Source organism: Thiomonas delicata (genome assembly GCF_900088825.1).
In the GTDB taxonomy this organism is placed as follows: domain Bacteria; phylum Pseudomonadota; class Gammaproteobacteria; order Burkholderiales; family Burkholderiaceae_C; genus Thiomonas_A; species Thiomonas_A delicata.
Genome location: NZ_LT592170.1, coordinates 1,155,868 through 1,178,811, shown reverse-complemented (window position 1 = coordinate 1,178,811; position 22,944 = coordinate 1,155,868). Strand labels below are relative to the sequence as shown.

The following is a 22,944-nucleotide window of genomic DNA, read 5'->3' as shown; positions in this document are numbered from 1 at the left end:
GTCCTCACACGTCCAGCAGAGGCTTGTGCTTGATGTGCCGCGCGAACACCTGCATGAACTGCGGATCGACGCGCGCCCCCCATACCGCGAGCGAATGGCCGACGATCCACATCACCAGACCCGGAATCCACAGTTGCAGGCCCAGTCCCACGGCGGCGGCCAGCGTGCCGTTGGCAATGGCGACCGTGCGCGGCGCACCGCCCAGCAGGATGGTTTCGGTCAACGAACGATGCAGCGGCACCTCGAAGCCGCTGGCGAACTCATCGGGCGCACTCATACGACAGCCCCACCGGAGAAGCTGAAGAAGGACAGGAAGAACGAGGACGCCGCGAACGCGATGGACAGGCCGAAGACGATCTGGACCAGTTTGCGAAAACCGCCGCTGGTATCGCCGAAGGCCAGCGCCAGGCCGGTGGCAATGATGATGATGACTGCGACGATGCGCGCCACCGGCCCCTGGATGGAGTCGAGGATGGCTTGCAGCGGCCCTTCCCAGGGCATGCTGGAACCGGCCGCGTGCGCCGTGCCGGTCGCCAGCAGGAATACGACCGCCAGCAGCAGCCCCTGTTGTGCTGGCCCGGCCAGGCACCGTAGGCGTGCGAGCAGGGAAAGCGGATTTACGGAAATGCGGGAATCATGAGAAACGTAAGCAGGCGTCATGGCAGTTCTCCAGAGTGGGTTGAGGACGGGGAAGGAAGCGGCGCGAGCGCGTCGTCGAGTTGGTAGCCCTGACCGTCGAAGCCGGTCACGCGGGCGACGGTCTGGACCTGGCGGGCACGGCCGCGCCCGGCAATGAAGACAATGACGTTCACCGCTTCGGCGATCAGCGCGCGCGGCGGCGTCATGGCGACTTCGAGAATCAGTTGTTCGAGGCGCAGCAGCGCGCCGTGCGCGGAGCTGGCGTGCAGCGTGGCAATGCCGCCGGGATGCCCTGTGCCCCACACCTTGATGAGGTCCAGCGCCTCGCCGCCGCGCACTTCGCCGACGATCACGCGGTCGGGGCGCAGGCGCATCGTGGCGCGCACCAGTTCCTGCATGCTCACAACCCCGGCGCGGGTGCGCAGCGGCACATGGTCGCGGGCAGAACACTGAAGCTCCACCGTGTCTTCGAGCACCAGCACGCGATCACCAGTGCTGGCGATTTCGGCCAGCAGCGCATTGGCGAGCGTGGTCTTGCCGGTGCTGGTGCCGCCGGCGATCAGGATGTTCTGGCGCTCGCGCACGGCGCGGCGCAGGAACTCGGCCTGCTCCGCACTCAGGATGCCGTCGCCCACGTAGTCGGCCAGGCCGATTACGCCCACGGCACGCTTGCGCAGGGCGAAGGCCGGACCCGGCGCGGCCGGCGGCAGGATGCCCTCAAAGCGCTCGCCGGTCTCTGGCAGCTCGGCGGTCAGCAGCGGCCGGCCGCGATGCACCTCCGTGCCGACGTGCGCCGCGACCAGGCGGATGATGCGCTCGCCATCGGCGGCCGACAGCGACTCGCCGGTGGCGGCACGGCCCGTGGAGAGCCGGTCGATCCACAGCGCACCGTCCGGGTTCAGCATCACTTCCACCACGTCCGGGTCTTCGAGCGCGGAAGCGATCAGCGGCCCCATCGCCGTGCGCAACATGCGAATGCGCCGATCCAGCGAGGTGACAGAGGACGATGGCGGCTGCGGGACGGCACTCATGCGGCAGCCTCCTGCGCGCGTTCCTGCGCTTCGGCCAGCGCCGCCGTCTCGTCCAGCCGCTGCGTGTCGGGCTGGATCTCCTCGTAGACTTCGCGCACGAGGCTGCGCCCGCGCAGCAGGTGGCGGCCGAGCTGTTCGATGAACTGCTCGAAGCGCGCCTTGCCCTGTGCCTTCGCGGCTTCCTGATGGGCCTCGGGCAGCGGTGTGCTGACGGTCAGGTAGTAGCGCACGAACAGCGCCAGCGTTTCGATCTGGATGTTCTGGTCGCGCTCCAGCTTCTCGAACTGGCGCGACAGGCGATCCAGCCGCTTGGCCATCGCCGCTTCGCGCTGGTCGGCCGCATCCGGCGACAGCCAGGACGCGAGTGCGGCCGCGACGATGCTGGATTTCGAGACGCCTTTCTTCGCGGCCAGCTCGTCCAGGCGCTTCGCATGGTCGCGCTCGATGAACAGGTTCAGGCGATGGCGGGAATGAAGATGGCTCATAGCTGGATTCCGTCGTCGGGGTTGAGGGCGGCCAGCCGAGCCGCGCGCTGCAAGCGCGGGTCGAGCTGGGACGGCAGGGGAAGCGGCAGATCGTCGTCGTCATCGAGCAGCGCCAGATCGCTGGCCGCGTGCTCGGATTCAGAGCTGTAGGCGACGACTTCGGACAGCTCGGGCTGTTGGCGCGGGCCGCCTTCGTTGGCGTCTCCCAAGTCCGAAGCCACAGCGGGCACGGCAGGCATGGCGGGAATCGCCAAGGCGCTCCAGTCATCGGGCCGCGCGGCCGGGGCATCGGCGTAGCGGCCCTGCGCCAGCGTGGGTGCTGGCAACACGCGGCGCTTGAAGTTGGCGTCCGCGTAGTAGCGCAGCTTCTTCGCCTTGATCGGCGGATGGCCGGAGACCATCACCACGGCGTCGTCGGGTGGGAGCTGCATCACCTCGCCGGGCGTGAGCAGCGGGCGCGCCGTTTCCTGCCGCGACACCATCAGGTGCCCGAGCCAGGGCGCGAGCCGATGGCCCGCGTAGTTGCGCTGCGCGCGCAGCTCGGTGGCGGTGCCCAGCGTTTCGGAAATGCGCTTGGCCGTGCGTTCGTCGTTGGTGGCGAAGGTCACGCGCACATGGCAGTTGTCCAGAATCGAATGGTTCTGGCCGTAGGCTTTGTCGATCTGGTTGAGCGACTGCGAAATCAGGAAGGCGCGCAGCCCGTAGCCGGCCATGAAGGCGAGCGCGGATTCAAAGAAGTCGAGCCGGCCGAGTGCGGGGAACTCGTCGAGCATCAGCAGCAGCTTGTGCTTGCGCTCCACGCCGTCGCTGCCATCGAGCGATTCAGTGAGGCGCCGTCCGATCTGGTTGAGGATCAGACGAATGAGCGGCTTGGTGCGGCTGATGTCCGACGGCGGTACCACGAGGTACAGCGATACAGGATGCTGCGCGGAAATCAGGTCCGCGATGCGCCAGTCGCAGCGCGACGTGACTTCGGCCACCGTGGGGTCGCGGTACAGGCCAAGGAAACTCATCGCGGTGGACAGCACGCCGGACCGCTCGTTGTCCGACTTGTTGAGCACTTCGCGCGCAGCAGACGCGACGACGGGATGCGGTGCATCGCCGAGGTGCTTCGTCGTCATCATCCGATGCAGCGTCACCTCGAACGGACACGCGGGATCGGACAGGAAGTTGGCGACGCCGCGCAGCGTCTTGTCCTCGCTGGCGTAGAGCACATGCAGGATCGCGCCGACCAGCAGCGCGTGCGAAGTCTTCTCCCAGTGGTTGCGCCGCTCCAGCGCGCCTTCGGGATCGACCAGAATGTCCGCGATGTTCTGCACGTCGCGCACTTCATGCGCACCGCGCCGTACTTCCAGCAGCGGGTTGTAGGCGGCGGACTTCGCATCGGTAGGGTTGAATAGCAGGCAGTGCGAGAAGCGCGAGCGCCAGCCGGCGGTGATAGCCCAGTTCTCGCCCTTGATGTCGTGGATCACGGCGGACGCGGGCCACGACAGCAGCGTGGGCACCACCAGGCCGACGCCCTTGCCCGAGCGCGTGGGCGCGAAGGTCAGGACGTGTTCTGGGCCTTCGTGTCGCAGGTACTGGCGGCCATGCAGGCCGAGGAAGACTCCGGATGGCTGGGTCAGCCCGGCTTTGCAGATTTCCGCGGCATCGGCCCAGCGGGCCGAGCCGTAGGTCGTGACCAGACGAGATTGGCGCGAGCGCCAGATGGACATGCCTATGGCGACCACCACGGCCACCAAGCCGCTTCCGCCCGCGATGGCGCCACCAATGTCAAAGACGTGCGACGCATAGGCGTCGAAAAGGAACCACCACTCGAACAGCTTCCACGGGTGGTAGATCGGCGTGCCAAGGAAATCGAACCACGGCGAGCCAAGACGTATCTGATAACCAAGGGTCGCAGCTGTCCATTGTGTGGCGCTCCACACTCCGGCGATCACGATGCTGAATACCACGGCAATCTGACCGAACAACACGTTCGTCCCTTGCATCTCCCGGCCTCCGATTTCCCCTGCGCGCACTGCGTTCAACGTGCCGCTGGTGTCAGGATCGGTGCCGGGTCAGTGCCGGTCAAAGACCGTTATCGGGAGAAAGGTCGAACAAAAAGCAAGAACTCGCGCAGGGGCGTAGGCAGAAAAAAAGCCGCAAGCGATGGCGCATTGCGGCGTGTTTGACAGAAATTAAATGATTCGTGGCGAACTGCCTACAATCAAAATTTGGGCGGATTCTCCAGTGATGTATACGGCACCTTGCCGTCGCCATAGAAGCGCTTGCGCGTTGCCTCAGAAACCCGGTTGCACAACTCATTGCCCAGCTTGGCTCGTTCCAGCTTGCATTGCTGACGCAGCTCTTTGAGGCGCTCGGGATTAGCTGCAAGGGACTCCACCGTTTCAATGGTGGTCTTGGTCGCGATCGGGTTTGACTGACCGCATGCGGTTAGCATCAAAGCGAGCAGAAGCAGGATGATCTTCTTCATAGCTCGATATCCTTCAAAGCACCAGATTTTGAGGATGCAGGCCAATCAGGATCGTTCGACTCCATGGACGCCAGCCGTTCAATGAAGCGAGCCAGCATCTGCGACGGTTCGGCGTCCCTACGAAGCAGGTAAGTAGTCAACAAGGGTGGCTGTCCCGCAAGCGGGCGCGCCACGACGCCTAGCTCACGACTGAATGCGATGTGCGCGCCACCCGCAAGGCCCAATGCCAAGCCGGCCGATACCAGCATCATCATCACGTCGAACGTCGCCACACGCTGCGCGATCAGCGGCTCCCGTTCCTGTCGGCGCAGGATGCGATCAACTTGGCGAGCATGGCCTTCGCATGCTGCGGGATCACCCAGCACGATCGGGTAGCGCAGCACTTCTTCCAGCGGAATTCGTTTGTAAGCCAGCACGGGATGACGCGCGGGCACGGCTACCATCAACTGGTCTTCCCAAACTGGATTGACGATGATGCCGTCGCCGGCCTCATCGGCCATGGAAAAGCCCGCGTCGTACAGATCATCATGCAGGCCCTTGATCTGCTGATCCAGCGGCACTTCGAAGAGCCGGATTTCGATTTCTGGATATTCTTCGCGGCAACGTGCCAGTAGCGCCGGCAGGCGCGATGGTGTGATGCCATCAGACAAAGCAATGCGCAACTGCCCGTGAAAGCCATTGGTAGCCGATTTCACGCTTTCACGCGCCTGCTCCAGGACTGCAAACACGCGCGGAATGTGATTGAGGAACAGCTTTCCGGCGAGAGTCAAGCGCGTGCTGCGAGTAGTGCGCACAAAGAGCTGCACGCCCAACTCCTCTTCCAGTTCCTTGATAGCACGTGATAGAGGTGACTGCTCGATGTGTAGCCGCTCAGCGGCACGGGCAAAGTGGAGTTCTTCAGCAACGGCCAGAAAGCAACGCAGATGACGAAATTCCACTGGACGATCTCCTTTGTGTGATAGCACCACCGACTGCTTCGATCGTTGTGGAAGCCTTAGCCTTGATCGCCATCATTTGCGTTAGCCGTAAAGATGGTGTCCCCAGTCAGAGGTGCGAGGAGCAACAGCACCGCCTCAACCCAGCGCTGGAACTAGCGAACGTTGCAGCTTCGTGTTCGCGCGGGGCACGTCGCTGTAGGTCAAGGAAGAGGCGTCGATGCGGCGGTCATTCCTTGGTCTTTCGTGGATGGAGGTCAGAACGCGATCTGCGTGCGGGCACCAACGGCTTGGTACCTCGCGCCAATGTCGCCACCGCCACCCGTTCGCTTGTCCACCGTGCCGTTGATGTAATTAAGCATGAAGCGGATGTTGCTGTTCACATACCAGTTCAGGCCGAGCGTGAGGTTCTCCTGCCGGCCGCCGAAGATGTCCCTGTCGTTGAGATCAATCATGCTGTAGCGCGCAGCAATCTCCCATGCGCCCCAGTCGCCCATCCTCCAGTCGAAGGGACGACTTGGCGCAACGCTCCCATAAGAGCCGGAGCTTGCGCTGTAGCTTCGCTTCTCGCCGGTGAGGATGTAGCCACCCTGGATGTAGTAACCACTGAAGTCGAGGCTGGGCCCGTTGCCGGGGGTCGGCTCGACGTTGAAATCGAAATATTCGCCCTGGAAGTGGAAGCTGCCCAGTGTTCCGGCCAGTTCCGCGCTCAAGACGCGCGCGGAGTCGATCGGAAGAGGACCGGTGCCCAAGATGCGGTTGCCGTCGATGCGCATCTCAATCCGGTCTCGCAGGTTCAGTTCCGAGGCGCCCGTCGGCGCATCGAACAGGTACTGCACGTCGCCGCCGATCAGGAGCGAGGCGCTGTCGGTCAGAACTGGCAGGAACACCACCCGTCCGGTCGCGGCGGTCTGCCTTGCATCGTGCGATGTCCTGCCGGAGGCCGGTCCCGTCAGGAAGGCGCCGGCCCACCATTGCCGGTCGTTGGCGGTAATGCCGAAAGCGGAACGCGTGGCTCCGCCGATGCCGGCGGCGACTTCCACGGGCGCGGCTCGCTCCATAAAGGTGATGTTGTTGTTACTTGTCGCTCGGTCGAGCATGTAAGGCACGCTGAGAATGCCGCCCCAGATCTTGAATGGTTTGAAACCGCTATAGGTAAGGTAACCTTTGTCGAAGACCGCGCTGGTGGCGCCGCCGGACCCGCCGCCCTCAAAGACGAGGTTGTACTCCCAGTCGTCCAGGAACGTGCCGATAACGCCAAACTGCGCTCGGCGCGCGATCGCGCCGCCGACAAGGTCCTGCGGCGTCGTGGCTATGGTGTTCGGCCGGTAGTTGTAACCGCCGAAGTCGAGCTGCAGGCGGCTCGTGAGAGAGATGCAGTTTCGTCCGTCGGGGCTACAGATCGTCGGCCGGTTGCTGGAGGACACCCGGACGCTAGGTGCGTCGGCGGGCGTCGCCGTTCTGGCCGCAACCACCTGTTCGGCGGCCCCTCTGGCTTCTTCCCGCCCCTCCGCAACGTCCCCTTTCAGGGTCGCGACTTCGTTCTGCAGCTTGCTGATTTCCGCCTGCAGCGCCTCCAGCCGGGCGCTGACGGAATCCTGTGCGACAGCGGGCCCGCAGGCGAGGATCACAGCGACAGCCGCCGTCGCCGTGAGTAGATTCCGCATCGCTTCACGCAATTGCATCCTAGGAGGCTGTCGGACTTTCCAGGCTTACGCCTGATGGATCAATCCGAGACAATGGCGACAGTGCATTGAGGAGTTCCTCGCGATGAGCCGCTTTGTTTGTGTTGATCGAGACACGGCCTACCTTCTGCCGCCTTCGGTGGACGAGTGGTTGCCCAGTGATCACCTTGCGCGCTTTGTGGTCGAAGTGATTGATCGGCTTGATCTGGACGATCTGGTCAAGCAGTACGCGGGCCGTGGCTCTGCCGCGCATCACCCTGCGGTGCTGCTGGGGCTGCTGATCTACGGGTATGCCAACGGGGTGCATTCGAGCCGCAAGATCGAACGCGCGACCTACGACTCGGTGGCGTTCCGCTTTGTGGCGGCCAATACGCATCCCGATCACGACACGCTGGCGACGTTCCGTCGGCGCTTTCTGAAGGAGATCGAGGCGCTGTTCGTGCAGGTGCTGGTGCTGGCGCGCGAGATGAAGTTACTCAAGCTCGGTCACATTGCGCTGGACGGCACCAAGATTGGAGCCAACGCGAGCAAGCACAAGGCGCTGTCGTGGGGTCATGCCAACAAGATCGAGGCGCAGTTGCGCCAGGAAGTCCAGGACCTGTTGGCGCGGGCGGAGAAGGATGATGGATCCAGCGCGCCCGATGGCATGGATGTGCCCGCCGAGATTGCCCGCCGCGAGGACCGTCTGCGCGCCATCGCGCAGGCCAAGGCCAAGATTGCGCAACGCGCCGCCGAACGATTCAAGGCGGAGCAGCAGGAGTTTGAGGCCAAAGAGGCCAAGCGCCGCGCCCAGCGCGAGGCTGGCAAGAAGCCGCGCGGGCGGGATCCCGAGCCGCCCCAGGCCGGTCCCCAGGACGGCGACCAGGTCAACCTGACGGACGAGGAGTCGCGCATCATGCCGGTGTCCGGCGGCGGCTTCGAGCAGAGCTACAACGCCCAAGCCGGCGTGGACATCGAGACGATGATGGTGGTCACCGCGCACGTCACGCAGTCCTGCAATGACAAGCGCGAAGTGGTGCCCACGCTGGAGCAGATAGCGGCGTTGCCCGAGGCGCTGGGCACCGTGCAGACCCTGGTCGCCGACAACGGCTTTTGCAGCCAGGCGAACGTGGTCGCCTGCGTGCAGGCGGGAATCGAGCCGCTGCTGGCGATGAAGCGCGAGTCGCATCACGTGCCACTGGCCGAACGGTTTGGGCCCGACCCCGACGCGCCGCGAACTGCGGAGCCGGTCGCCAACATGGCCCACCGCCTGTCCACACAGGCAGGCCGGGCGCTGTACAAACTGCGCAAGCAGACCGTCGAGCCCGTGTTCGGCATCATCAAGCACGTCATGGGCTGGCGTCAGATGAGCATGCGCGGACTGCACAAGGCGCAAGGCGAGTGGAACCTCGTGACCATGGCCTGGAACATCAAGCGCATGCATGTGCTGCGCGCCAGGTGACGAGCAAAGGGGGAAGTGCGCCCAGATCACGCCCCACCGCACGACCTGCTACGCGCCCCAACGGGCCGCCCAGGAGCCTGTGCAAGTGATGAAGACGCTGGCGGCGTGCCGGGTCACGCAAAAACCGCGCCGCTCGCCGCCGCCACCCGCCCCTCGGGCTTAAGTCCGACGGTCTCCTAGTCTTTCAATGGCTTTGGAATGGACCGTCCTTTGTCCTTTTCAGCCACTATGAATTCGAGAAAGCGGAGCTTTTCAGTCGCACTGGGATTCCAGTGCGCGTGAGTGGTGCCGGCCGGAACGAGCAGACTATCGCCGGCGCGTAGAGTGACTGGCGGCTTACCTTCCTCCTGCCAGATGCCAGTGCCGGAAAGGATGTGGAAGGTGATCGCAGCCGGATGCAGGTGCCGGGGATTGGTACCGCCCGGCTCATATTCGACGTGATAGACGGCGACTTCCTGGTTCGCCGTATCGGGCACGGCTGTTCTCAGCAGCGGCGCATGCGGTATCACGCCTCGCTTTTCCTGGGCGAAAGCCGGTTGGGTGTAAGCCATACATAAAACTCCTGTTGTCGCAATGACGATGCTGAAGAGAGCGCCTTTGGTCACACATTGCCTCCCAACGCTCTGAGATGCCCAAATGTCGGGTCCGACTGGAACCGGACGTTGCACTGACGATAGCCCGTTGAAAACAGAGCCTGAATCAGCGGGATAGTGCATGCGCGCCTCCGTAAGAAATCTGAAATATATCTTTCAATCAAGGAATATTAAGGTGGAGACCATTGTCAGACAAACGCTTTTAACTTAGCATGTCCCCAAGAAAAAATTGGGGTCTCACATGATGCGGCAATTACCCTCGCTGAACGGACTGCGGGCTTTTGAGGCAGCTGGCCGGCATGGCAGTTTCACCGCTGCGGCAAGAGAGCTGAACGTCACTCAAACTGCGGTAAGCCGCTTGGTCCGCTTGCTGGAGGATCGTCTTGGTTTTCCTCTGTTTCGGCGACATGCGAACGCGCTAGAGTTGACTGCGCAAGGGCAGGCGCTGCTGTCCGGTCTGACTGATGCTTTCGATTCCATCACCCGGCTCACTGAAAGCGTTACGGCGATGCGTAGTGGCCCGGTGCTGACGGTTGGAGTCGGTCCAACCCTCGCGATCACTTGGCTGATCCCGCGACTGGCAAACTTCTATCGCAGCTATCCCGACGTCGAAGTGCGCATGGCGACGGGTGGCGCAACTCGCCCGGTACGTGATGACTGGACCTGCACTATCCGACGCGATACCGACGCGTTGCCGGGCTACAATGCAGAACGCTTATTCCCGAGCACCGTCGTGCCGGTCTGCACGCCGAAGCTCGCATCGACGCTGCGCTCGCCTGACGACTTGCGCAACGCGACTCTCATCGTCGTATCCGACATGCCTAATGAATGGCCACACTGGTTCGAAGCGGCGGGCTTAGGTTTCCCCCTGCACCCCGCCGGTGAGGTGTCATTCGAGAGCAACGTCATGGCGATGCAGGCAGCGCTCGACGGGGTCGGAGTCGCTATCGCTCAAATCCCTTACGTCAGCGACGCCCTGGCAGCGGGCCGGTTGGTCGCGCCATTCCCGATCGTCGCGCACACAGTCGGGAGTTGGCTTCTAGAATACCGCGCTATTCGAAAGGAAGATCCGGCACTTCTAGCTTTTCGCGCTTGGTTGCACCAGGAAGCTGATCTGGCGCGTCAAGTTGAGATCGTGCTAGGGCGTGCGAACACAAACGGAAGCGCTCGGCGATCAGCAGGCCACCCGCCGCGCGATTGACGCCGGCTTCGAGACGTGGAGCTGCATGGGGCATCCGACACTAGACGGATATGCCCTTGGTACGTCCGATTTCCCACGACACGCCACCGCCTCGCACCGTGGCGGCGATCTGCTGTCCCAGTCTCTGTTCGATCACCGGCCGCCACGGGACCAGACGGAACCCAATGCCGTCATCGAGCATCGCATAGCGCCCGCTGGCAAGTATGATGCTGCGCCGATAGATGCCGGCCACGCGCTGCCCGTCGGCCACTGAGCGATGCTCCAGCCCGGTTTCGGTGGCAATGTCCTGCGCGGCCTGCGTCAGTTCCCGATTGCGCAGCGTCGCCAGCAGGTTGCGCGCCAGGATCACCCGCTGGCCGCGCCGCTCGGCCAGTCCCTGTTTGGCCAGGAAATCTGCCCGATTCTGTAGCGCGTCCTTGACCTCGCTGCCAAAGCCAAAATCTCCAAATCTCTTGCCGCCACCGATCAACTGCTGATCCAGCCAGGTAGCCCCGATCACGTGAGCCTGCCGCTCGATGGGCAGGTGCGATTTCAACTCCACGGCCACGCCGCCCAGGCGCTGCGCGTCATACTGATGCCCGCGTGCGGGCAGATCGTCCGGCACCTTCCACAGCCCCTCGGCCACACGCTCCACGATACCGGCCCGGCGCAGGGCTTCCAGCCGACGGACATGGGCCGCAACGACTTCCTGCGGATCGCGGCCGGCCTGCGCCTGACCTTGTGCAATCGCCAGGTGATGATCGGTGCGATACAGCCCATCGCTCGCCAGCGCGGCGATGTTCCTGTCCGCCGTCCGCACCTCGGCGGAACCGTGCACTTCCACCACAGCGCCGGTCGGGTAGTTGCCGGGTGCGTCGCGGGCGTTGAGCGCGACATAGTGGGCCTTGCCATCCACGCCGTCGATGATCAGATAGCCCCGGTCGAGCAGTTCGTCGGCCAGCCCCTTGGCGGCCACCCGGCCGATGACGGTTCGGCCGTCCTCACCTGGCTCGAAGACAGCCAGCTCGCGCGGCTGGCCGCTCATGGCCCGTTGCATGGTGCGGATGATGTCGCCGCGCTCGCCCATCGCGCGCAGCGTTGGTTCCGCGTCGGCATGAACGGCCCACACACCAGGCTGGCTTTCACTCGCTAGTCCCATGCGCTGCAAGCGTTGCAGGCGGCCAACCAGCAGCAGGCGCTGGCGTTGCAGCCGGGGTTCGTTGAAGTGTTCGACATGCACCAGGCCGTCCGCCGCTTCACGCTGTAGGGTACGGTCCAACCCCGTCCACCGTTCCTGTTCCACCTCGCGCGCCATGCTGCGCTGGATCTCCAGCTCGGTGCGAGGCCCGAGCCATTCGGTGGCGAGTTCGGCGGCACGTTCGCGCATGCCGCGCGTGATGTACTCCTGCGAGATGATGAGGTCTTTGCCGGTGTCGTCCTTGCCGCGCAAGACGACATGGGTGTGCGGGTTGTCGGTGTTCCAGTGATCGACGGCAACCCAATCGAGTCTCGTGCCCAAATCGGCTTCCATGCGGGTCATCAGGTCGCGGGTGTAGCGCCGCAGGTCTTCCAGCTCGGCGGCATCTTCCGGCGAGACGATGAAGCGGAACTGGTGACGGTCCTCGCGGCCACGTTCCTCGAAGGCGGCCAGGTCGGCGTCGTCGGTGGTCGTGCTGTACGCCTGCCCCGGCTCGCCGTCGCGGCCGACGCCTTCGCGCTCGATGTAGCGCAGGTGCGTGATGGTCGAACGCGCGCCGGCCTGCTTGAGATACACCAACCGCACCTTGACGGTGGCGCGGCGCGAGGTCGCGGACAGCGACTGCCCGGTGAAGCGCGCGGCGACGTGGCCGCGCCCCAACCGCGAACCGGGTGCCTTGCCGCGTTTGCCGCCGGTGGCATTGGCCGCTTTGCTGGCCTGGCGCAGCACCTTGGAGACGAAGGCATCGCCGCGCTGCTTCGGCGCGCCGGGGCGCAGGCGGAAGCGGTCGGCGTCGTCATTGCTGCGCCGGCTCATGCGGCAGCTCCGGCGAAGTGCAGCGCACCACAGGGCGTGATGCACGCGGTTTCGCCAATGCCCGTGCGGCATTGACGCTGCTCGCGGCACGGTGCCGCGATAGGGCGCGTGCCGCGCCAACCCCACGTGCAGACTGGCTTTGTGCGCACCGTGGTGCCGCACCCTTCAATCTTGCCCTGCATCTTCCCCCGGCCTGACGGCACGGGGGGGGGCGATGCCCCGGCGGCGCTGCGCATAGCGCAGCTTGGCCGCCGGCGAGCGCCCGCCATGCCTGCGGCATGGCGCGCTCAGGGCAAGCTGTCTGCACGGGGGAATGCCGGTTGCTGCGCGGTGCGAACGCACACGCGCTGCACCGGCCTGAACACGGGAACGACATGCCGAACGGCGCGCTGCTGTGCGCCGTCACGGCTGTGGCTCCAGGCGGATCGGTCGCGCCACGCCGAGCACGGCGACGGCGCTGACCGGCCCGAAGTAACGGCTGTCGAACGATGCCGGGTTGGTGTTGCTCAGGAGGAACAGCTCATCATCGGCGAGCGGACGGCACTGTGGCCAGGATGACAGCGGCCGGCCCCAGCGATCGGTGCGCAGCACGGCGGCTATGGGCACGCCGTCGATACGCACGATGCCATTCACGATGCAGACGTGTTGCGGCGCGACCGCGCCAACACGTTTGAGCAGCGGAACGTGCGACGGCAGATAGCCGCGCTGCGCGGCGAGCGCGGCGGCGTCTGCCGGCAAGGTGGTCAGCACGATGCTGCCAACGTGCAGCGCGTGCGCCGGTTCGATGCGATACCAGCCGACCGGCACGCTGTCGGACGGGTTGTAGACGATGCGCGCCGATGGCTGCACGAAGGCCGCCCAGGCCAGCGCAGCGAGGCCGCAGGCAGCGAGTGCAGCCAGTGCGAGGCGCGCGCGATGGCGCGAGCGAGGAACGGCGCTTGTGGTGACGGTCGTGATGTTCATTGCAGTGCCCTCCCGGCCAGCCAGGCCGCATGACGTTCGGCGGTGTAGTCCGGCAGCGGCAGGCGTGCGGCGAGACGGTTGCCGAGCGTGCGCCAGTACGCGGGCGACACGTCGGCGGGGTCGATGCCCAGCGCTTCGATGGCGTCGATCCGTGCGAGCACGGATCGCGTTTTCTGTTCGCCTTCGGCGTGCAGCAGCAGGCGCGCACCAGGACGAATGCCGGGGATGTTCTGCATGGCATCCAGCGGCGTGCAGGCTTGCAGCACCAGGAGCTGCCAGCGCACGGTGCCGTAGTCGTTCGATTCCCAGCGGATGCGGCAAAAGACCGCCGCCGGCAGGAACACCGCGCAGCGCCGCCAGCGGTCGAGCTGCACGGTGCGAGCTGGATGGCCGAAGCGCAGATAGAGATTGATGCGCTGCTCGATGTAGGCGAGCGACACGCGCGTGAGCGGCACGCGGCTGTCGAGTGATGCGAGCGGCTGCGGTGAAGACGGTGGCGCAGCCATGACCGCCTGCGTGGCGGGGTTCATGGCGTGTGCTCCGGGAACTCGCGTTCCAGCAGCGCACGCAGCAGCTCGGCTACCGTCACGCCCTGCGTGAAGGCCGATACCTTGATGCGGGCGCGCATGGAGGGCGTTACATCGAGGGTCAGGCGCGCGGTGTAGAGGTCGCTTTTCTGGACGCCGTTGGCGTCGCCTTGGCGAATCCAGGCCTCGGCCTGCGGATTCGCCGGCGGTCGCACGCCGATGGCGATGCGCTTGCTACTCATGGCGACCACCTCAGCAGCTCGTCGGTCAGCGCCGTGATCTCGCGTGCAGCAGCGCTGTCTGGCGCGGTTTCTCGTGCAAGCCGCCCAGCGGCCACGCTGTCGGCGAAGACGATGCGCTGGCGGATTTCCGCGTGCAGTGCGGGCAGCGGCTGCTCGGCGAGTGCGCCACGCGCTTCGCGTCCGATGACGGTGCGCACCACACGCCGGTTGATGACGAAGGCCGCGCGAAGCGCTGGCCTGAACAGTTGCGCCTCGCGGATCAATGCCACCATCTCGGCGCTGGCCCACAGGTCGTAGGGACTCGGTTGCACCGGCACCAGCACGCGGTCGGCCGCCAGCAGCGCGGAGCGCGCGAGTGCGGCGATGCGTGGCGGGCCGTCGATGACAATGTGATCGCAGCGGCGTGCCAGCTCCGGCGCTTCCTGGTGCAGCGTTTCGCGTGCGAGGCCCACGGCGCTGAACAGCCGTGGTAGCCCCTGCTGGCTGCGCCGTTGTGTCCAGTCGAGCGATGAACCTTGCGGGTCGGAATCCAGCAGGATGACCTGTTGACCGCGCAGCGCGAGTTCACCGGCGATGTGGGTGGCGAGCGTGGTCTTGCCGACACCGCCTTTCTGGTTGAGCAAGGCGACGATCATGGCGCAGCCCTCCTTTGCGGAAGGCGGCTCGATGAACGGCCTGAAAAACGCTGTTGCTGTTGACCTTCGGCGGTTATCCACCGCGCCAATAACAAGCTCTTGTTATTCGTTAGAGAGCTTTTAAAGTTAGATATAAAGTTAAGGGCCGGAAAAACCCTTGCGGCCGCTGAAGTTAGCGGCGATTTGCGCGCCTGATAGCACGATACCGCTGCGCCTGATAGCACGAGTCCCGGCGCGCCCGATAGCACGAGCCCATTCACAGCTTGTCCCGCTTTCATCCCCACGGTTATCAACGTGCCGTGGACGGCACGGGACGAAAGGCGAGGATTTCCGGTGTGCCGGGCCAGCGTTCGACGGACAGCACGTAGCCGGGCAGCGACTGGCGCGCGGCCAGCAGGCGCAGGTCGCGGGCGAAGTCGCGCGGCTGCGCCAGGCTGCCGGACTTGCGGTACAGGTAGGGAAAGTCGAACTGCCAGCCGTCGCGCTGCTTGCCGCCGTGCTTGCGCACCAGGCGGTACAGCCAGCGCTCGATGCCGCCGGTGAGCTTGAAGTAAGCCGGGTCGATGGTGAGCACCAGGGCTTCGTCCAGCACGCCGGCAAAGAACCAGTCCGGCAGGATGAGTTCGAGGCCGAGCGGCACGCCCTTGGCGTCCGTCCGCTCCTTCCACTCGTTGATCCACGAGAAGCGGTGCAGGCGCCGCCCGGTCGTCTCGCGGATCGAGGTGGCAATCGTGGTCGATTGCAGGCGATCCAGCGCAGCCTTCAAGCGCTGGTAGTCGCGCAGCGACGTGCCGCGCCCGATGAAGCGCAGGATCTCGTAGGGCGTGGCCTGCATCCTGCGCGATGGGCGAATGCCTGCGTCGCGCGCTTCGACGATCTGGCTGGCGGCCCAGATGAGGATGTCGGCATCCCAGATGGTGGCGATGCCGTGCTCCTGCGTGCCTTCCACGCGCACGGTGACGCCGCCGGAGCGGAAGTCGATCGGCGCGGTGCGGCGCGATTTCGCCAGCGAGAAGAACGGATAGGCCATCAGGTCTTGTGCGTCGCGCGGCGCCATGTCGCCCGGCAGCGCACGGAACAGGTCGAGCTGTTCGCGCTCCTTCTCCGAGCTGGACACGACGAGGGCCACCCGCGCGCCGGCTGTCAGCGGCCATCGCGGTAATCGCCGGCATGGCGTTCGGCGTACTCGGGATCGGACGTGGCCTCGAAGCTGCGCGCATCGGCCCAGGCGTCGAGGTCGGCCACCGCGTACATGACGCGGCGGCCGAACTTGCGAAAGCGCGGGCCGCCGCCGATCACGCGCTGCTTTTCCAGCGTGCGCGGCGACAGGCGCAGGTAGTCGGCGGCTTCGTCGTTGGTCAGGTAGCGCGAAGGCTGGGCGGGCTGCTGCTGGGCAGCGGGGGCGGCTTGCGGCCGCAGCGGTGCGGGTCTCATGGCGTGAACCTCCATCGGTCTGAATCGCCGACCACAACAGCGCGGCCGGATGGAGGCAGTCTCAGAAAAGAAAGGCGCTGTGCTCAGGGACGTTTTGCGAGGGATGCGAAACGTCCCTGCGTGTGCGGATGAAGCTGCGCGAGACGGCGGTAGCCGCCGCGCATCAAGGTCTGGCCCCGCCGCACCAGGCGGCGCACGCGAGCGCGCAGTGCGCCATCCGCGTGCCAGTCTCGGGTGACGGCCGCCGCACCGAACAGCACGTCCGCCACGGTGCGCAGGGATGCGCCGGCCAGCGTGCCGTCGAGGGCCTGCAAGGTGCGCAGTTCCAGCAGCGCGGTCGTCGAGGGACGCGGCCCGGCCAATGCTGTCGGTGCGGTCGCCACCAGTTTGTCCAGCTCGCCCACCAGTGCGCGGCAACGCGAACAAGGATCGGGCGATGCGCGCACGGCATAGGCGAAGGCCATGCCATCCGCCAGATCGGACGCGAAGGCCAGGCGCAGACAGCAGCCGGCCCAGCGCGTGGCGAGCACCAGCCGCCGTCCATCGTGGATCAGGTGCTTGCGACCTGGCAGATGCCAGAACGCAAAGCGTTCGGCATCGGGCGGTGGATCGGTGTCGGGATAGAGCTGCACCACACTGTCGTGGTCGGGAAACCAGGCCGGGTGCGCGTCGCGCGCATCCAGGGCCGGGTCTTCCAGCAGGCGCAGGCCCCAGTGCTGGGCCGCTCCGGGATGACGGCGACGGCGCAGCCAGTCGCGCCGATAGTCGGGGTGGCGGCGCAAGTATTCCCATGCCAACGCGGGGCCGTCCAGGTGCAGGACGTAAAGGTAAGCGGCACCGGGGCGCCAATGATCGGACTCTGCCATGACGCAGCCTCCTGTCGGACAGCAGGGCTCGTCGCCACGGGCGTCAGGGGGAGCTACGGCTTCATCGGCGTATCGTCACGGGTACTCGCTAAACTGGCGGTGTCAAGACCGATTGGCTCCAGGGCATTGCACAGGTCGTCCGAATGCGACGGCTGCGCGAACAATGATGGTGCGCAGCAATGGACACGATGCCGCAAGCCGCAGCGGCAATCAGGACTGTTTTGGTCATGCCCGCACTTCGCCGGTGCATGAGTGGCGATTGATGCGCGGGCGGTCTGAACTCAGACCGAAATAGACACAGTGCGCCGCGCTTGGCAGCGCTGTGCTGGCCCGCGATTGCGGGCCAGCGGGGCCGGTCAGTCGATGATCGACCCGTTGCGCTGTGCCAACCGCGTGTATTCCGACAGCGTGCGTGTGGCGACGAAGTACAGATCACGTTCGACGGGCAGCTTCAGCGGCCCGACGATGGACGCCAGCTCGGACAGCCGCACGGTGCCTTCCTCCGGCATACCCAGGCCCAGGTCGCACAAGCCGTAGGCGGTGTCGCCATCCTCGGGATCGAGTTCGGTCAGCAGCCAGGTTGCGTGTGCGTCCGGGGTGAACAGCTTGACCACCGGCAGCGGGTCGATGCCCGCGCCTTCGGCGCGAGCGCGGCCGTTGGCGAGCAGTTGCGCGCGTTGTTCGTCGGTAATGAGTGTCTTCATGGTCGCTTCCTCTTGAAGGGTTCGCTCCACGGCGGAGCGAGGCGACAGAAGGCGCACGCGCCAAGCGCGGCCGTCATACCCCAACACGGTCCGGTGCGGGCCGGGGTTGACGGCAAGCGGCGTGCGCCAGGCTCGCGTGCTTGTTCGCTGTGGGGTGAACCGGGAAAGCGGCACTGATTCGCACGAAGCCGACGATGCACGCATGTGCTTGCACACCAATCCGCAAAGCCGGATTCGTGGAAGTACGGAAAACCTTGAAGCAGGCGAAGCGTATTTGCAGAAGCTCACGGAAGCGCACTCGCGGCAATCACCGAATCAACGGAAGCACGAAGGCGGCAATCCGCCTTTGCGCATCCACCCAAAGCCGGCCCGGCGGGCCAGCAGCAAGTGCTCGAATCGTAGGGTAAAAGCGAGGAAAGAGTTATCTTTAACGTGGTTTTAATTGTGCCGTGAATCGACGCTTCTGTGTATGCAGAAGCGTCCAATCCAGCGCGGCCGACCGGCCGGCGCCACCACCTTCGAGGCCGAGCCGGCACGGGCTTTCGGCGAGGCGGTGCGTGCGCTGCGCACGGAGCATGGTGTGGCGCAGGAGGCGCTGGCGCATCTGGCCGGCGTCGAGCGCTCGCACATGGGCAAGGTGGAACGCGGCGAGCACATGCCGACGCTCGCGCTCATCCTCAAGATCGCGCGAGCGCTCGGGTGCAGTTCGACCGAGCTGATGGCGGAGACGGAACGCCGCCTGGCGGCATCCGAGTCGTAGCGAGAAGAGCGCCCCGCCACGGTGGGCGGGGCGCCGGGGCGGCTGTCAGGCCGCCGGTTTGCTGCGCGACCAGATCAAGTTGTGCGAGCCGTCTTCTTCTTCGATCAGGCGGGCGTAGATCGTCGCCGGGAACGACGGATCATCCAGCGTCACCGACAGGTAGGGCCGCTCGGCCTGGCTGACTTTCTTCCATGCCGCGCCGATGTCGTAGCCGCCCGCCGCCTGGATGCGGAAGTCGGGGGCATTCTCGCTGCCTTTGTCGTTGGGGACGAACTTGACCTTGACGTTCAGCGTCAGGGTGCGGACCGTGCCGGTGAAGCCGTCGTTCTGTGCGGTGAAGGTGCCGATGTTGGCCATGATGTTTGCTCCTTTCGGGTTGCCAAGGTCGCGCCCATCGCGTCCTTGTTGTGATCCGGTCGGCGGGGGACGGGCGGGCTGCATCGCGTAGCGGCCGCAACAGCGTGGAGGACCGGGAGGCGCAAAGAATTTGTCCCGCGAGGAATGCGCGCAGCGCAGGGGAAATTGTTTGCGCCGGACGGTTGCAGCCAGGAAGCCCGAGGCGCAGCCGTGCCCCTGCCAGGATTCACAACGAACCAAGGACGCAACGGGCCGAACTGACCCGAATGGAGCGATGGCCGGCTCGGCGCTCCGCATGAAGGCTTCGCCGGCACGCGCCCTGATGCCGGCAAGGTCTGACCCGCAGCGACAGGCGGGAATGTCCTCTGCATCCAGTGGTGGACGGCTTGAGGCGTGTTGTGGATTCGTCATGGCAAAGGCCGTGGGGCATGTCGGTGAACAGGCCGGCGTGACGGCCCGGACAGCCCACCGTCAGCGTCGAGGACGGCACGCTTTCGCACAACCCAGCGCAGCCAAGTCAGGCGTAGCCCCGCGCACCGCCCACCGTGGCGGGGCGCTGTGGAAACCTGGCCCGCTTGCGGGCGCCGATTGCCGAACCGCGCACAAGGCATTTGTGCGCCGCCACGTCGCCGCCTGATTCAAGGCGGCGACGTGGCGTTTTTGCTTTGGCCGTTGAGACCGGGCGCGGCAGATGTGCCGCGCCCGGATTTTGAAGTGCAGCAAAAAGCCCCGGCGCGGTTTGCGCCGGGGCCATGCTTCACGCGGCTACCTCATGCCGCCCGCGTTTCCGCCGCTTCGGTGTTGGCCTCGGCGTCAGCTTCCTGCGGCGCTGTGTCTTGCGCCGTGCCGCACTCTGCCACGAACAGGGCGGGCATCCAGCCTGTGCCTTCGGCCAACCGCTCGGCCTCGCTGGCAATGTCGGTCTTCTTGAGCTTGGACAGCCGGGTGACGTGCGACGGTGCGAACTGCTGCACGGCTTCCAGAATCACGGCCTTGGACACATGGTTGAAGTAACCTTCGGCGGTCGGTTTCCACCATGCGGCCATGTCCAGTCCGACCGTCTGCGCCAGTTCCGCGCCGGGCTGGTGCTGCGTGGCGCGTGGCGTTACCACGTCCACGGTGGCGGCGACGCATACGGCCAGCAGCCGCACCAGTTCGTCCTGCGGCAGTGCCAGCAGAGTGGCGAACAGGTCGGCATCATCCTGCGGTAGCCGCTCGCCCCATGCCTGTTGCAGTTCGCGCAAGGCGACGGCGGCAGGCGATTCCGGCCAGTCGGGCGCGTAGGCGTCCAGCCTGTCTTTCACGGTGAGGCGCACGCCAAGCGGCAGGGTGTGGCCGTAGTGGCTGTCCTGCAAGACGGTCTGCACCATGCCATGCACCAGCGTGGCCAGTGCTACCTGCGGATGCCGGGCCACTTCGATTTGCAGCGCGGCGGTGCGGTGCGCACTCAGACGCTGCGCCAGCCGGTCGGACAGGTTCGCGGCCTTCGGCGGTTCGGTGTCCTCGCCTTCATCGTCGTTCGCGTCTTCCGTGCCGGTGAAGCCTTGGCGCAGCTTTTCCAGTGTGCGCAGTGCCTTGGCCTCGGCCTCGCGCAGCAGCCCGCGATGAATCGCGGCTTCGCCGTCGCGGTCGATGGTGACGATGGCACCGGCGACGGCGCGCACGTCCGGGGCATAGTCCTGCAAGGCGTCCTGCACGGCTTGCAGTTCTGCGGCCACCGGCTCGCGCTGCTGTTCCAGCGCCTCGGCCTTGTCTTCGTCCTCGGCGTCGTAGGCGTCTTCCAGCGCCGCGTCAATCCTGTCGAGGCGGGCTTGCAGCGAAGCGATGCGGCGGGCCTCGCGGGCGTTCGGTTCGCGTTGCTGACGCGGGGCGTTCTGGAACGCCTGCCGTTCGGCGTAGCTCAGGTGCGGCACAGCTTCCACCCATGCCCAACCCTCGGCGCGCACGTCCTCGGCCAGCGCATCCAGCTTTCCGCGCACCAGCTTTTCCAGCAGCGGGGCATCGACCAGATAAGTGCCGCTGTCATCGTCTGCGAACAGGTCGCGGCGAGTGCCGCCACCTGCCGCCGTGTAGGCGTCCAGCCCGACGAAGCGCACCAGCGGGTGCGTGGCGTCGATTTCGCGTTCGGTCAGGCGCTCGCGCAGCGCGGATGGATTGCGCTGCCAGTTCGGTGCGTCATAGAACGCGGTTTCCTGCGCGGTGTGGTCGTCGTTGATGGCAAGGGCCATCAACTGGTCGAGCGTCACAGCATCGGCGCGATAGTCCTCCATCAGGCGCGGCGAGACGTTCGCCAGCTTCAAGCGGCGCTGCACCACCAGCGGGGTGACGCTGAAATCGGCGGCAATGTCCTCGATGGGGCGGCCTTCCTTGACCAGCGCGGCGAATGCCTCGAACTGGTCGGCGGGGTGCATGGCCTCGCGCTGCACGTTCTCGGTAAGACTCACGGTGCGGGCGCTGCTATCGGCCACCAGCAGGCAAGGCACTTCAAAGTCACTGGCAATGCGCTTCTTCTTTGCCAGCAGCTTCAGCGCCGCAAGGCGGCGGTCTCCGGCTTCGACTTCGTAGTGCTCGTCATCCTCGGACTGACTGACGATAAGGTTTTGCAGCAGGCCGACGCGCTGAATACTCGCGGCCAGTTCCGGGATGGAAAGGCGGCGGTTGGTCTTGCGCACGTTGCGCTTGGACGGGCGAAGCTGCGACAGCGGCACCAGAATCAGGTTCTTGGTGGGGTCGGCCACTTCCAGCGTGGCGGCGGTGTGGATGGCACGGGTTTCGGTTTGGGTTACGGCGTTCATAGTGATAGCTCCTATCGGTCAAGGGATGCAGCGACGAAGGAAAGCGGCAAGGGCTGCTGCCTGCCCCTGCCGCGTGGGGTTCAGGCTTTCAACTGGCGCATGCCATCGGCGAGTAGCCACAGGGCGCGGTTCAGGCGCACGGACTGGTCGATGCCCTGCACGGGGCGCGTGCGCTGGCGGCGTCCGTTGGCGCTGCGGCCCATCAGTCCGCCTTGCGTCAAGTTCTCCTGCGTGCGGTTGAACACGCTCCACAGGTCGGGTCGGCGGTCGTCGAAGCGGCGCGAGGCCAGCACTTGGCTTTCGGTGATGGGTGCGGGCTTGTCCGGGTCGTCGTACTTGAGGGCCAGCGCGGCGCGGGCGAAAACTTCGGCCTCGCCGCTGTCCAGCGTGATGGCCTGCATGGCATCGCGGGATTCCTGCGCACGCTCGAAGCCATGCAAGACTTCATAAGCGCCCTCGATGACATGGCCTGCCACGTCGCCTTTGTGGGGCACGCGCACGTCCGCCACGGTGTCGCCGCAGACAAGGCCATTGCTGCACACGAAGCGGAACATGCCCGCCAACATTTGATAACTGCTCGTTCCGTCATGGGAATTGAGCAAGATGATTTCATTGGCTTCGCTGCCGGCAATCTGGCTGGCGTGGCGCAGCCGGATCATGTGCTTGGTGTGCTCGCGCTTGCCTTCATCGCGCACGCGGGTCTGGCACACCATGAAGGGTTGGAACCCTTCGCCGCGCAGTTCGGCCAGCACGGCGGCGGTGGGGATGTAGCTGTATCGCTCGGAGCGGCTTTCGTGCGGGGCTTCCGCAAAGATGGATGGGGCTACGCGCTGGATTTGCTCATCCGACAGCGGATGATCTGCGCGCAGCATCGGGGAACGGGATGCGAAACGGGATGCAAGTTGCATGGTGCTTACTCCTGACAAAAGGTTTGCTGTTGAAACCCCACCGGATTCCTAGATTCGGAGCCCGCCTTTCGGCTTTCCGGTGGGGTCGGCGCGGAGACCTGGGCCGGCCTCGTTGCCACCGTCTTTCCTGAGTTCATCGCCCGCGACGGTCAGGAGCGCGCGAACGGGTGCCGTCAAGGAAACAAGCGACGGGTTGGTGCGGCCCGCAGCGCAGCGAGGACACGGCCCGGCGCGCCTTGACGGCACACGGGCGCGGGCTACAGTCGCGGATGAG

Annotated in this window: 24 protein-coding genes; 3 read left to right on the top strand and 21 right to left on the bottom strand. The window is 65.5% G+C overall.

All coding sequences use genetic code 11. From position 1 onward, the window contains the following. Positions 1-4 precede the first annotated feature (4 nt). From THIARS_RS05605 to THIARS_RS05570, 8 genes are all read right to left on the bottom strand, one after another. A complete protein-coding gene (locus THIARS_RS05605; RefSeq protein ID WP_009518842.1) occupies positions 5-277 on the bottom strand; it encodes a VirB3 family type IV secretion system protein in 273 nt (90 codons plus the stop codon). After that, positions 274-660 carry a TrbC/VirB2 family type IV secretion system protein gene (locus THIARS_RS05600; protein ID WP_009518843.1) on the bottom strand — a complete coding sequence of 129 codons (387 nt, stop codon included), beginning with the start codon at positions 658-660 and terminating at the stop codon, positions 274-276. Before THIARS_RS05600 ends, THIARS_RS05605 begins: the two co-directional genes overlap by 4 nt. Next, positions 657-1,670 carry a P-type conjugative transfer ATPase TrbB gene (gene trbB, locus THIARS_RS05595; RefSeq protein ID WP_009518844.1) on the bottom strand — a complete coding sequence of 338 codons (1,014 nt, stop codon included), beginning with the start codon at positions 1,668-1,670 and terminating at the stop codon, positions 657-659. The genes THIARS_RS05600 and trbB overlap by 4 nt, the downstream gene beginning before the upstream one ends. Further along, the gene (locus THIARS_RS05590; protein WP_009518845.1) at positions 1,667-2,155 is read right to left on the bottom strand and encodes a ribbon-helix-helix protein, CopG family; all 489 of its coding nucleotides are present in this window, start codon (positions 2,153-2,155) and stop codon (positions 1,667-1,669) included. The genes trbB and THIARS_RS05590 overlap by 4 nt, the downstream gene beginning before the upstream one ends. Further along, complete coding sequence (locus tag THIARS_RS05585; RefSeq protein ID WP_009518847.1) at positions 2,152-4,146, bottom strand: conjugal transfer protein TraG; 1,995 nt, start codon at positions 4,144-4,146, stop codon at positions 2,152-2,154. Before THIARS_RS05585 ends, THIARS_RS05590 begins: the two co-directional genes overlap by 4 nt. Before the next feature lie 218 nt (positions 4,147-4,364). Then, complete coding sequence (locus THIARS_RS05580; RefSeq protein WP_009518848.1) at positions 4,365-4,631, bottom strand: EexN family lipoprotein; 267 nt, start codon at positions 4,629-4,631, stop codon at positions 4,365-4,367. Continuing rightward, complete coding sequence (locus tag THIARS_RS05575; RefSeq protein ID WP_081921843.1) at positions 4,628-5,569, bottom strand: LysR family transcriptional regulator; 942 nt, start codon at positions 5,567-5,569, stop codon at positions 4,628-4,630. Before THIARS_RS05575 ends, THIARS_RS05580 begins: the two co-directional genes overlap by 4 nt. 254 nt (positions 5,570-5,823) lie before the next feature. Further along, a complete protein-coding gene (locus THIARS_RS05570) occupies positions 5,824-7,251 on the bottom strand; it encodes a porin (RefSeq protein WP_094159810.1) in 1,428 nt (475 codons plus the stop codon). Between the two features lie 85 nt (positions 7,252-7,336). Here THIARS_RS05570 and THIARS_RS05565 point away from each other — a divergent pair, with 85 nt between their 5' ends. Next, a complete protein-coding gene (locus THIARS_RS05565) occupies positions 7,337-8,692 on the top strand; it encodes an IS1182 family transposase (RefSeq protein ID WP_094159249.1) in 1,356 nt (451 codons plus the stop codon). Positions 8,693-8,868: 176 nt separating this feature from the next. Here THIARS_RS05565 and THIARS_RS05560 read toward each other — a convergent pair whose 3' ends face one another. Beyond that, complete coding sequence (locus THIARS_RS05560; protein WP_094159809.1) at positions 8,869-9,243, bottom strand: cupin domain-containing protein; 375 nt, start codon at positions 9,241-9,243, stop codon at positions 8,869-8,871. 283 nt (positions 9,244-9,526) lie between these two features. Between THIARS_RS05560 and THIARS_RS05555 the strand changes: the two genes are divergently transcribed. Beyond that, complete coding sequence (locus THIARS_RS05555; RefSeq protein ID WP_094159808.1) at positions 9,527-10,486, top strand: LysR substrate-binding domain-containing protein; 960 nt, start codon at positions 9,527-9,529, stop codon at positions 10,484-10,486. A 40-nt stretch (positions 10,487-10,526) separates the two neighbouring features. On the opposite strand, the gene THIARS_RS05550 is transcribed toward THIARS_RS05555, so the two are convergent. The 9 genes from THIARS_RS05550 to THIARS_RS05505 form a co-directional block, all read right to left on the bottom strand. Continuing rightward, positions 10,527-12,479 carry a relaxase/mobilization nuclease and DUF3363 domain-containing protein gene (locus THIARS_RS05550; protein ID WP_094159807.1) on the bottom strand — a complete coding sequence of 651 codons (1,953 nt, stop codon included), beginning with the start codon at positions 12,477-12,479 and terminating at the stop codon, positions 10,527-10,529. Between the two features lie 402 nt (positions 12,480-12,881). Then, positions 12,882-13,436, bottom strand: a complete 555-nt coding sequence (locus THIARS_RS05540) for a S26 family signal peptidase (RefSeq protein WP_425444239.1) — start codon at positions 13,434-13,436, stop codon at positions 12,882-12,884. Positions 13,437-13,438: 2 nt separating this feature from the next. Next, positions 13,439-13,972 carry a DUF2840 domain-containing protein gene (locus tag THIARS_RS05535; RefSeq protein ID WP_009518855.1) on the bottom strand — a complete coding sequence of 178 codons (534 nt, stop codon included), beginning with the start codon at positions 13,970-13,972 and terminating at the stop codon, positions 13,439-13,441. Beyond that, on the bottom strand, positions 13,969-14,211 hold the full coding sequence (locus THIARS_RS05530) for a hypothetical protein (RefSeq protein WP_009518856.1): 243 nt from the start codon (positions 14,209-14,211) through the stop codon (positions 13,969-13,971). Before THIARS_RS05530 ends, THIARS_RS05535 begins: the two co-directional genes overlap by 4 nt. After that, positions 14,208-14,846 carry a ParA family partition ATPase gene (parA, locus tag THIARS_RS05525; RefSeq protein WP_094159805.1) on the bottom strand — a complete coding sequence of 213 codons (639 nt, stop codon included), beginning with the start codon at positions 14,844-14,846 and terminating at the stop codon, positions 14,208-14,210. The genes THIARS_RS05530 and parA overlap by 4 nt, the downstream gene beginning before the upstream one ends. A gap of 289 nt (positions 14,847-15,135) precedes the next feature. Next, positions 15,136-15,903 carry a replication initiator protein A gene (locus THIARS_RS05520; RefSeq protein WP_312662756.1) on the bottom strand — a complete coding sequence of 256 codons (768 nt, stop codon included), beginning with the start codon at positions 15,901-15,903 and terminating at the stop codon, positions 15,136-15,138. 86 nt (positions 15,904-15,989) lie between these two features. After that, positions 15,990-16,280 carry a helix-turn-helix transcriptional regulator gene (locus THIARS_RS05515; RefSeq protein ID WP_094160647.1) on the bottom strand — a complete coding sequence of 97 codons (291 nt, stop codon included), beginning with the start codon at positions 16,278-16,280 and terminating at the stop codon, positions 15,990-15,992. Positions 16,281-16,363: 83 nt separating this feature from the next. Further along, positions 16,364-17,146, bottom strand: coding sequence for a DUF2285 domain-containing protein (locus THIARS_RS05510; protein ID WP_094159803.1), 783 nt, complete (start codon positions 17,144-17,146; stop codon positions 16,364-16,366). 356 nt (positions 17,147-17,502) lie between these two features. Next, on the bottom strand, positions 17,503-17,850 hold the full coding sequence (locus THIARS_RS05505; RefSeq protein WP_094159802.1) for a DUF2958 domain-containing protein: 348 nt from the start codon (positions 17,848-17,850) through the stop codon (positions 17,503-17,505). A 469-nt stretch (positions 17,851-18,319) separates the two neighbouring features. Between THIARS_RS05505 and THIARS_RS05500 the strand changes: the two genes are divergently transcribed. Further along, positions 18,320-18,610 (top strand): helix-turn-helix domain-containing protein, encoded by a 291-nt coding sequence (locus THIARS_RS05500; protein ID WP_094159801.1) that lies wholly within the window; start codon positions 18,320-18,322, stop codon positions 18,608-18,610. A gap of 45 nt (positions 18,611-18,655) precedes the next feature. Here the strand turns inward: THIARS_RS05500 and THIARS_RS05495 are convergent, their stop codons facing one another. The 3 genes from THIARS_RS05495 to THIARS_RS05485 all read right to left on the bottom strand — a co-directional run bounded on the left by THIARS_RS05495 (position 18,656) and on the right by THIARS_RS05485 (position 22,670). After that, positions 18,656-18,967 carry a DUF736 domain-containing protein gene (locus tag THIARS_RS05495; protein ID WP_009518866.1) on the bottom strand — a complete coding sequence of 104 codons (312 nt, stop codon included), beginning with the start codon at positions 18,965-18,967 and terminating at the stop codon, positions 18,656-18,658. A gap of 770 nt (positions 18,968-19,737) precedes the next feature. Beyond that, positions 19,738-21,762: a ParB N-terminal domain-containing protein gene (locus THIARS_RS05490; RefSeq protein ID WP_094159800.1), complete on the bottom strand. Its 2,025-nt coding sequence runs from the start codon at positions 21,760-21,762 to the stop codon at positions 19,738-19,740. A gap of 80 nt (positions 21,763-21,842) precedes the next feature. Beyond that, entirely contained in the window at positions 21,843-22,670 is an 828-nt protein-coding gene (locus THIARS_RS05485; RefSeq protein WP_094159799.1) for a DUF932 domain-containing protein, read from the bottom strand. Positions 22,671-22,944: the final 274 nt, after the last annotated feature.

What these genes read in the sequence shown, in the direction of transcription:
- THIARS_RS05605 (WP_009518842.1), bottom strand. Translation starts at nt 277, where the DNA reads ATGAGTGCGCCCGATGAGTTCGCCAGCGGCTTCGAGGTGCCGCTGCAT.
- THIARS_RS05600 (WP_009518843.1), bottom strand. Translation starts at nt 660, where the DNA reads ATGACGCCTGCTTACGTTTCTCATGATTCCCGCATTTCCGTAAATCCG.
- trbB (WP_009518844.1), bottom strand. Translation starts at nt 1,670, where the DNA reads ATGAGTGCCGTCCCGCAGCCGCCATCGTCCTCTGTCACCTCGCTGGAT.
- THIARS_RS05590 (WP_009518845.1), bottom strand. Translation starts at nt 2,155, where the DNA reads ATGAGCCATCTTCATTCCCGCCATCGCCTGAACCTGTTCATCGAGCGC.
- THIARS_RS05585 (WP_009518847.1), bottom strand. Translation starts at nt 4,146, where the DNA reads ATGCAAGGGACGAACGTGTTGTTCGGTCAGATTGCCGTGGTATTCAGC.
- THIARS_RS05580 (WP_009518848.1), bottom strand. Translation starts at nt 4,631, where the DNA reads ATGAAGAAGATCATCCTGCTTCTGCTCGCTTTGATGCTAACCGCATGC.
- THIARS_RS05570 (WP_094159810.1), bottom strand. Translation starts at nt 7,251, where the DNA reads ATGCAATTGCGTGAAGCGATGCGGAATCTACTCACGGCGACGGCGGCT.
- THIARS_RS05565 (WP_094159249.1), top strand. Translation starts at nt 7,337, where the DNA reads ATGAGCCGCTTTGTTTGTGTTGATCGAGACACGGCCTACCTTCTGCCG.
- THIARS_RS05560 (WP_094159809.1), bottom strand. Translation starts at nt 9,243, where the DNA reads ATGGCTTACACCCAACCGGCTTTCGCCCAGGAAAAGCGAGGCGTGATA.
- THIARS_RS05555 (WP_094159808.1), top strand. Translation starts at nt 9,527, where the DNA reads ATGATGCGGCAATTACCCTCGCTGAACGGACTGCGGGCTTTTGAGGCA.
- THIARS_RS05550 (WP_094159807.1), bottom strand. Translation starts at nt 12,479, where the DNA reads ATGAGCCGGCGCAGCAATGACGACGCCGACCGCTTCCGCCTGCGCCCC.
- THIARS_RS05535 (WP_009518855.1), bottom strand. Translation starts at nt 13,972, where the DNA reads ATGAACCCCGCCACGCAGGCGGTCATGGCTGCGCCACCGTCTTCACCG.
- THIARS_RS05530 (WP_009518856.1), bottom strand. Translation starts at nt 14,211, where the DNA reads ATGAGTAGCAAGCGCATCGCCATCGGCGTGCGACCGCCGGCGAATCCG.
- parA (WP_094159805.1), bottom strand. Translation starts at nt 14,846, where the DNA reads ATGATCGTCGCCTTGCTCAACCAGAAAGGCGGTGTCGGCAAGACCACG.
- THIARS_RS05520 (WP_312662756.1), bottom strand. Translation starts at nt 15,903, where the DNA reads ATGGCGCCGCGCGACGCACAAGACCTGATGGCCTATCCGTTCTTCTCG.
- THIARS_RS05515 (WP_094160647.1), bottom strand. Translation starts at nt 16,280, where the DNA reads ATGAGACCCGCACCGCTGCGGCCGCAAGCCGCCCCCGCTGCCCAGCAG.
- THIARS_RS05510 (WP_094159803.1), bottom strand. Translation starts at nt 17,146, where the DNA reads ATGGCAGAGTCCGATCATTGGCGCCCCGGTGCCGCTTACCTTTACGTC.
- THIARS_RS05505 (WP_094159802.1), bottom strand. Translation starts at nt 17,850, where the DNA reads ATGAAGACACTCATTACCGACGAACAACGCGCGCAACTGCTCGCCAAC.
- THIARS_RS05500 (WP_094159801.1), top strand. Translation starts at nt 18,320, where the DNA reads ATGCAGAAGCGTCCAATCCAGCGCGGCCGACCGGCCGGCGCCACCACC.
- THIARS_RS05495 (WP_009518866.1), bottom strand. Translation starts at nt 18,967, where the DNA reads ATGGCCAACATCGGCACCTTCACCGCACAGAACGACGGCTTCACCGGC.
- THIARS_RS05490 (WP_094159800.1), bottom strand. Translation starts at nt 21,762, where the DNA reads ATGAACGCCGTAACCCAAACCGAAACCCGTGCCATCCACACCGCCGCC.
- THIARS_RS05485 (WP_094159799.1), bottom strand. Translation starts at nt 22,670, where the DNA reads ATGCAACTTGCATCCCGTTTCGCATCCCGTTCCCCGATGCTGCGCGCA.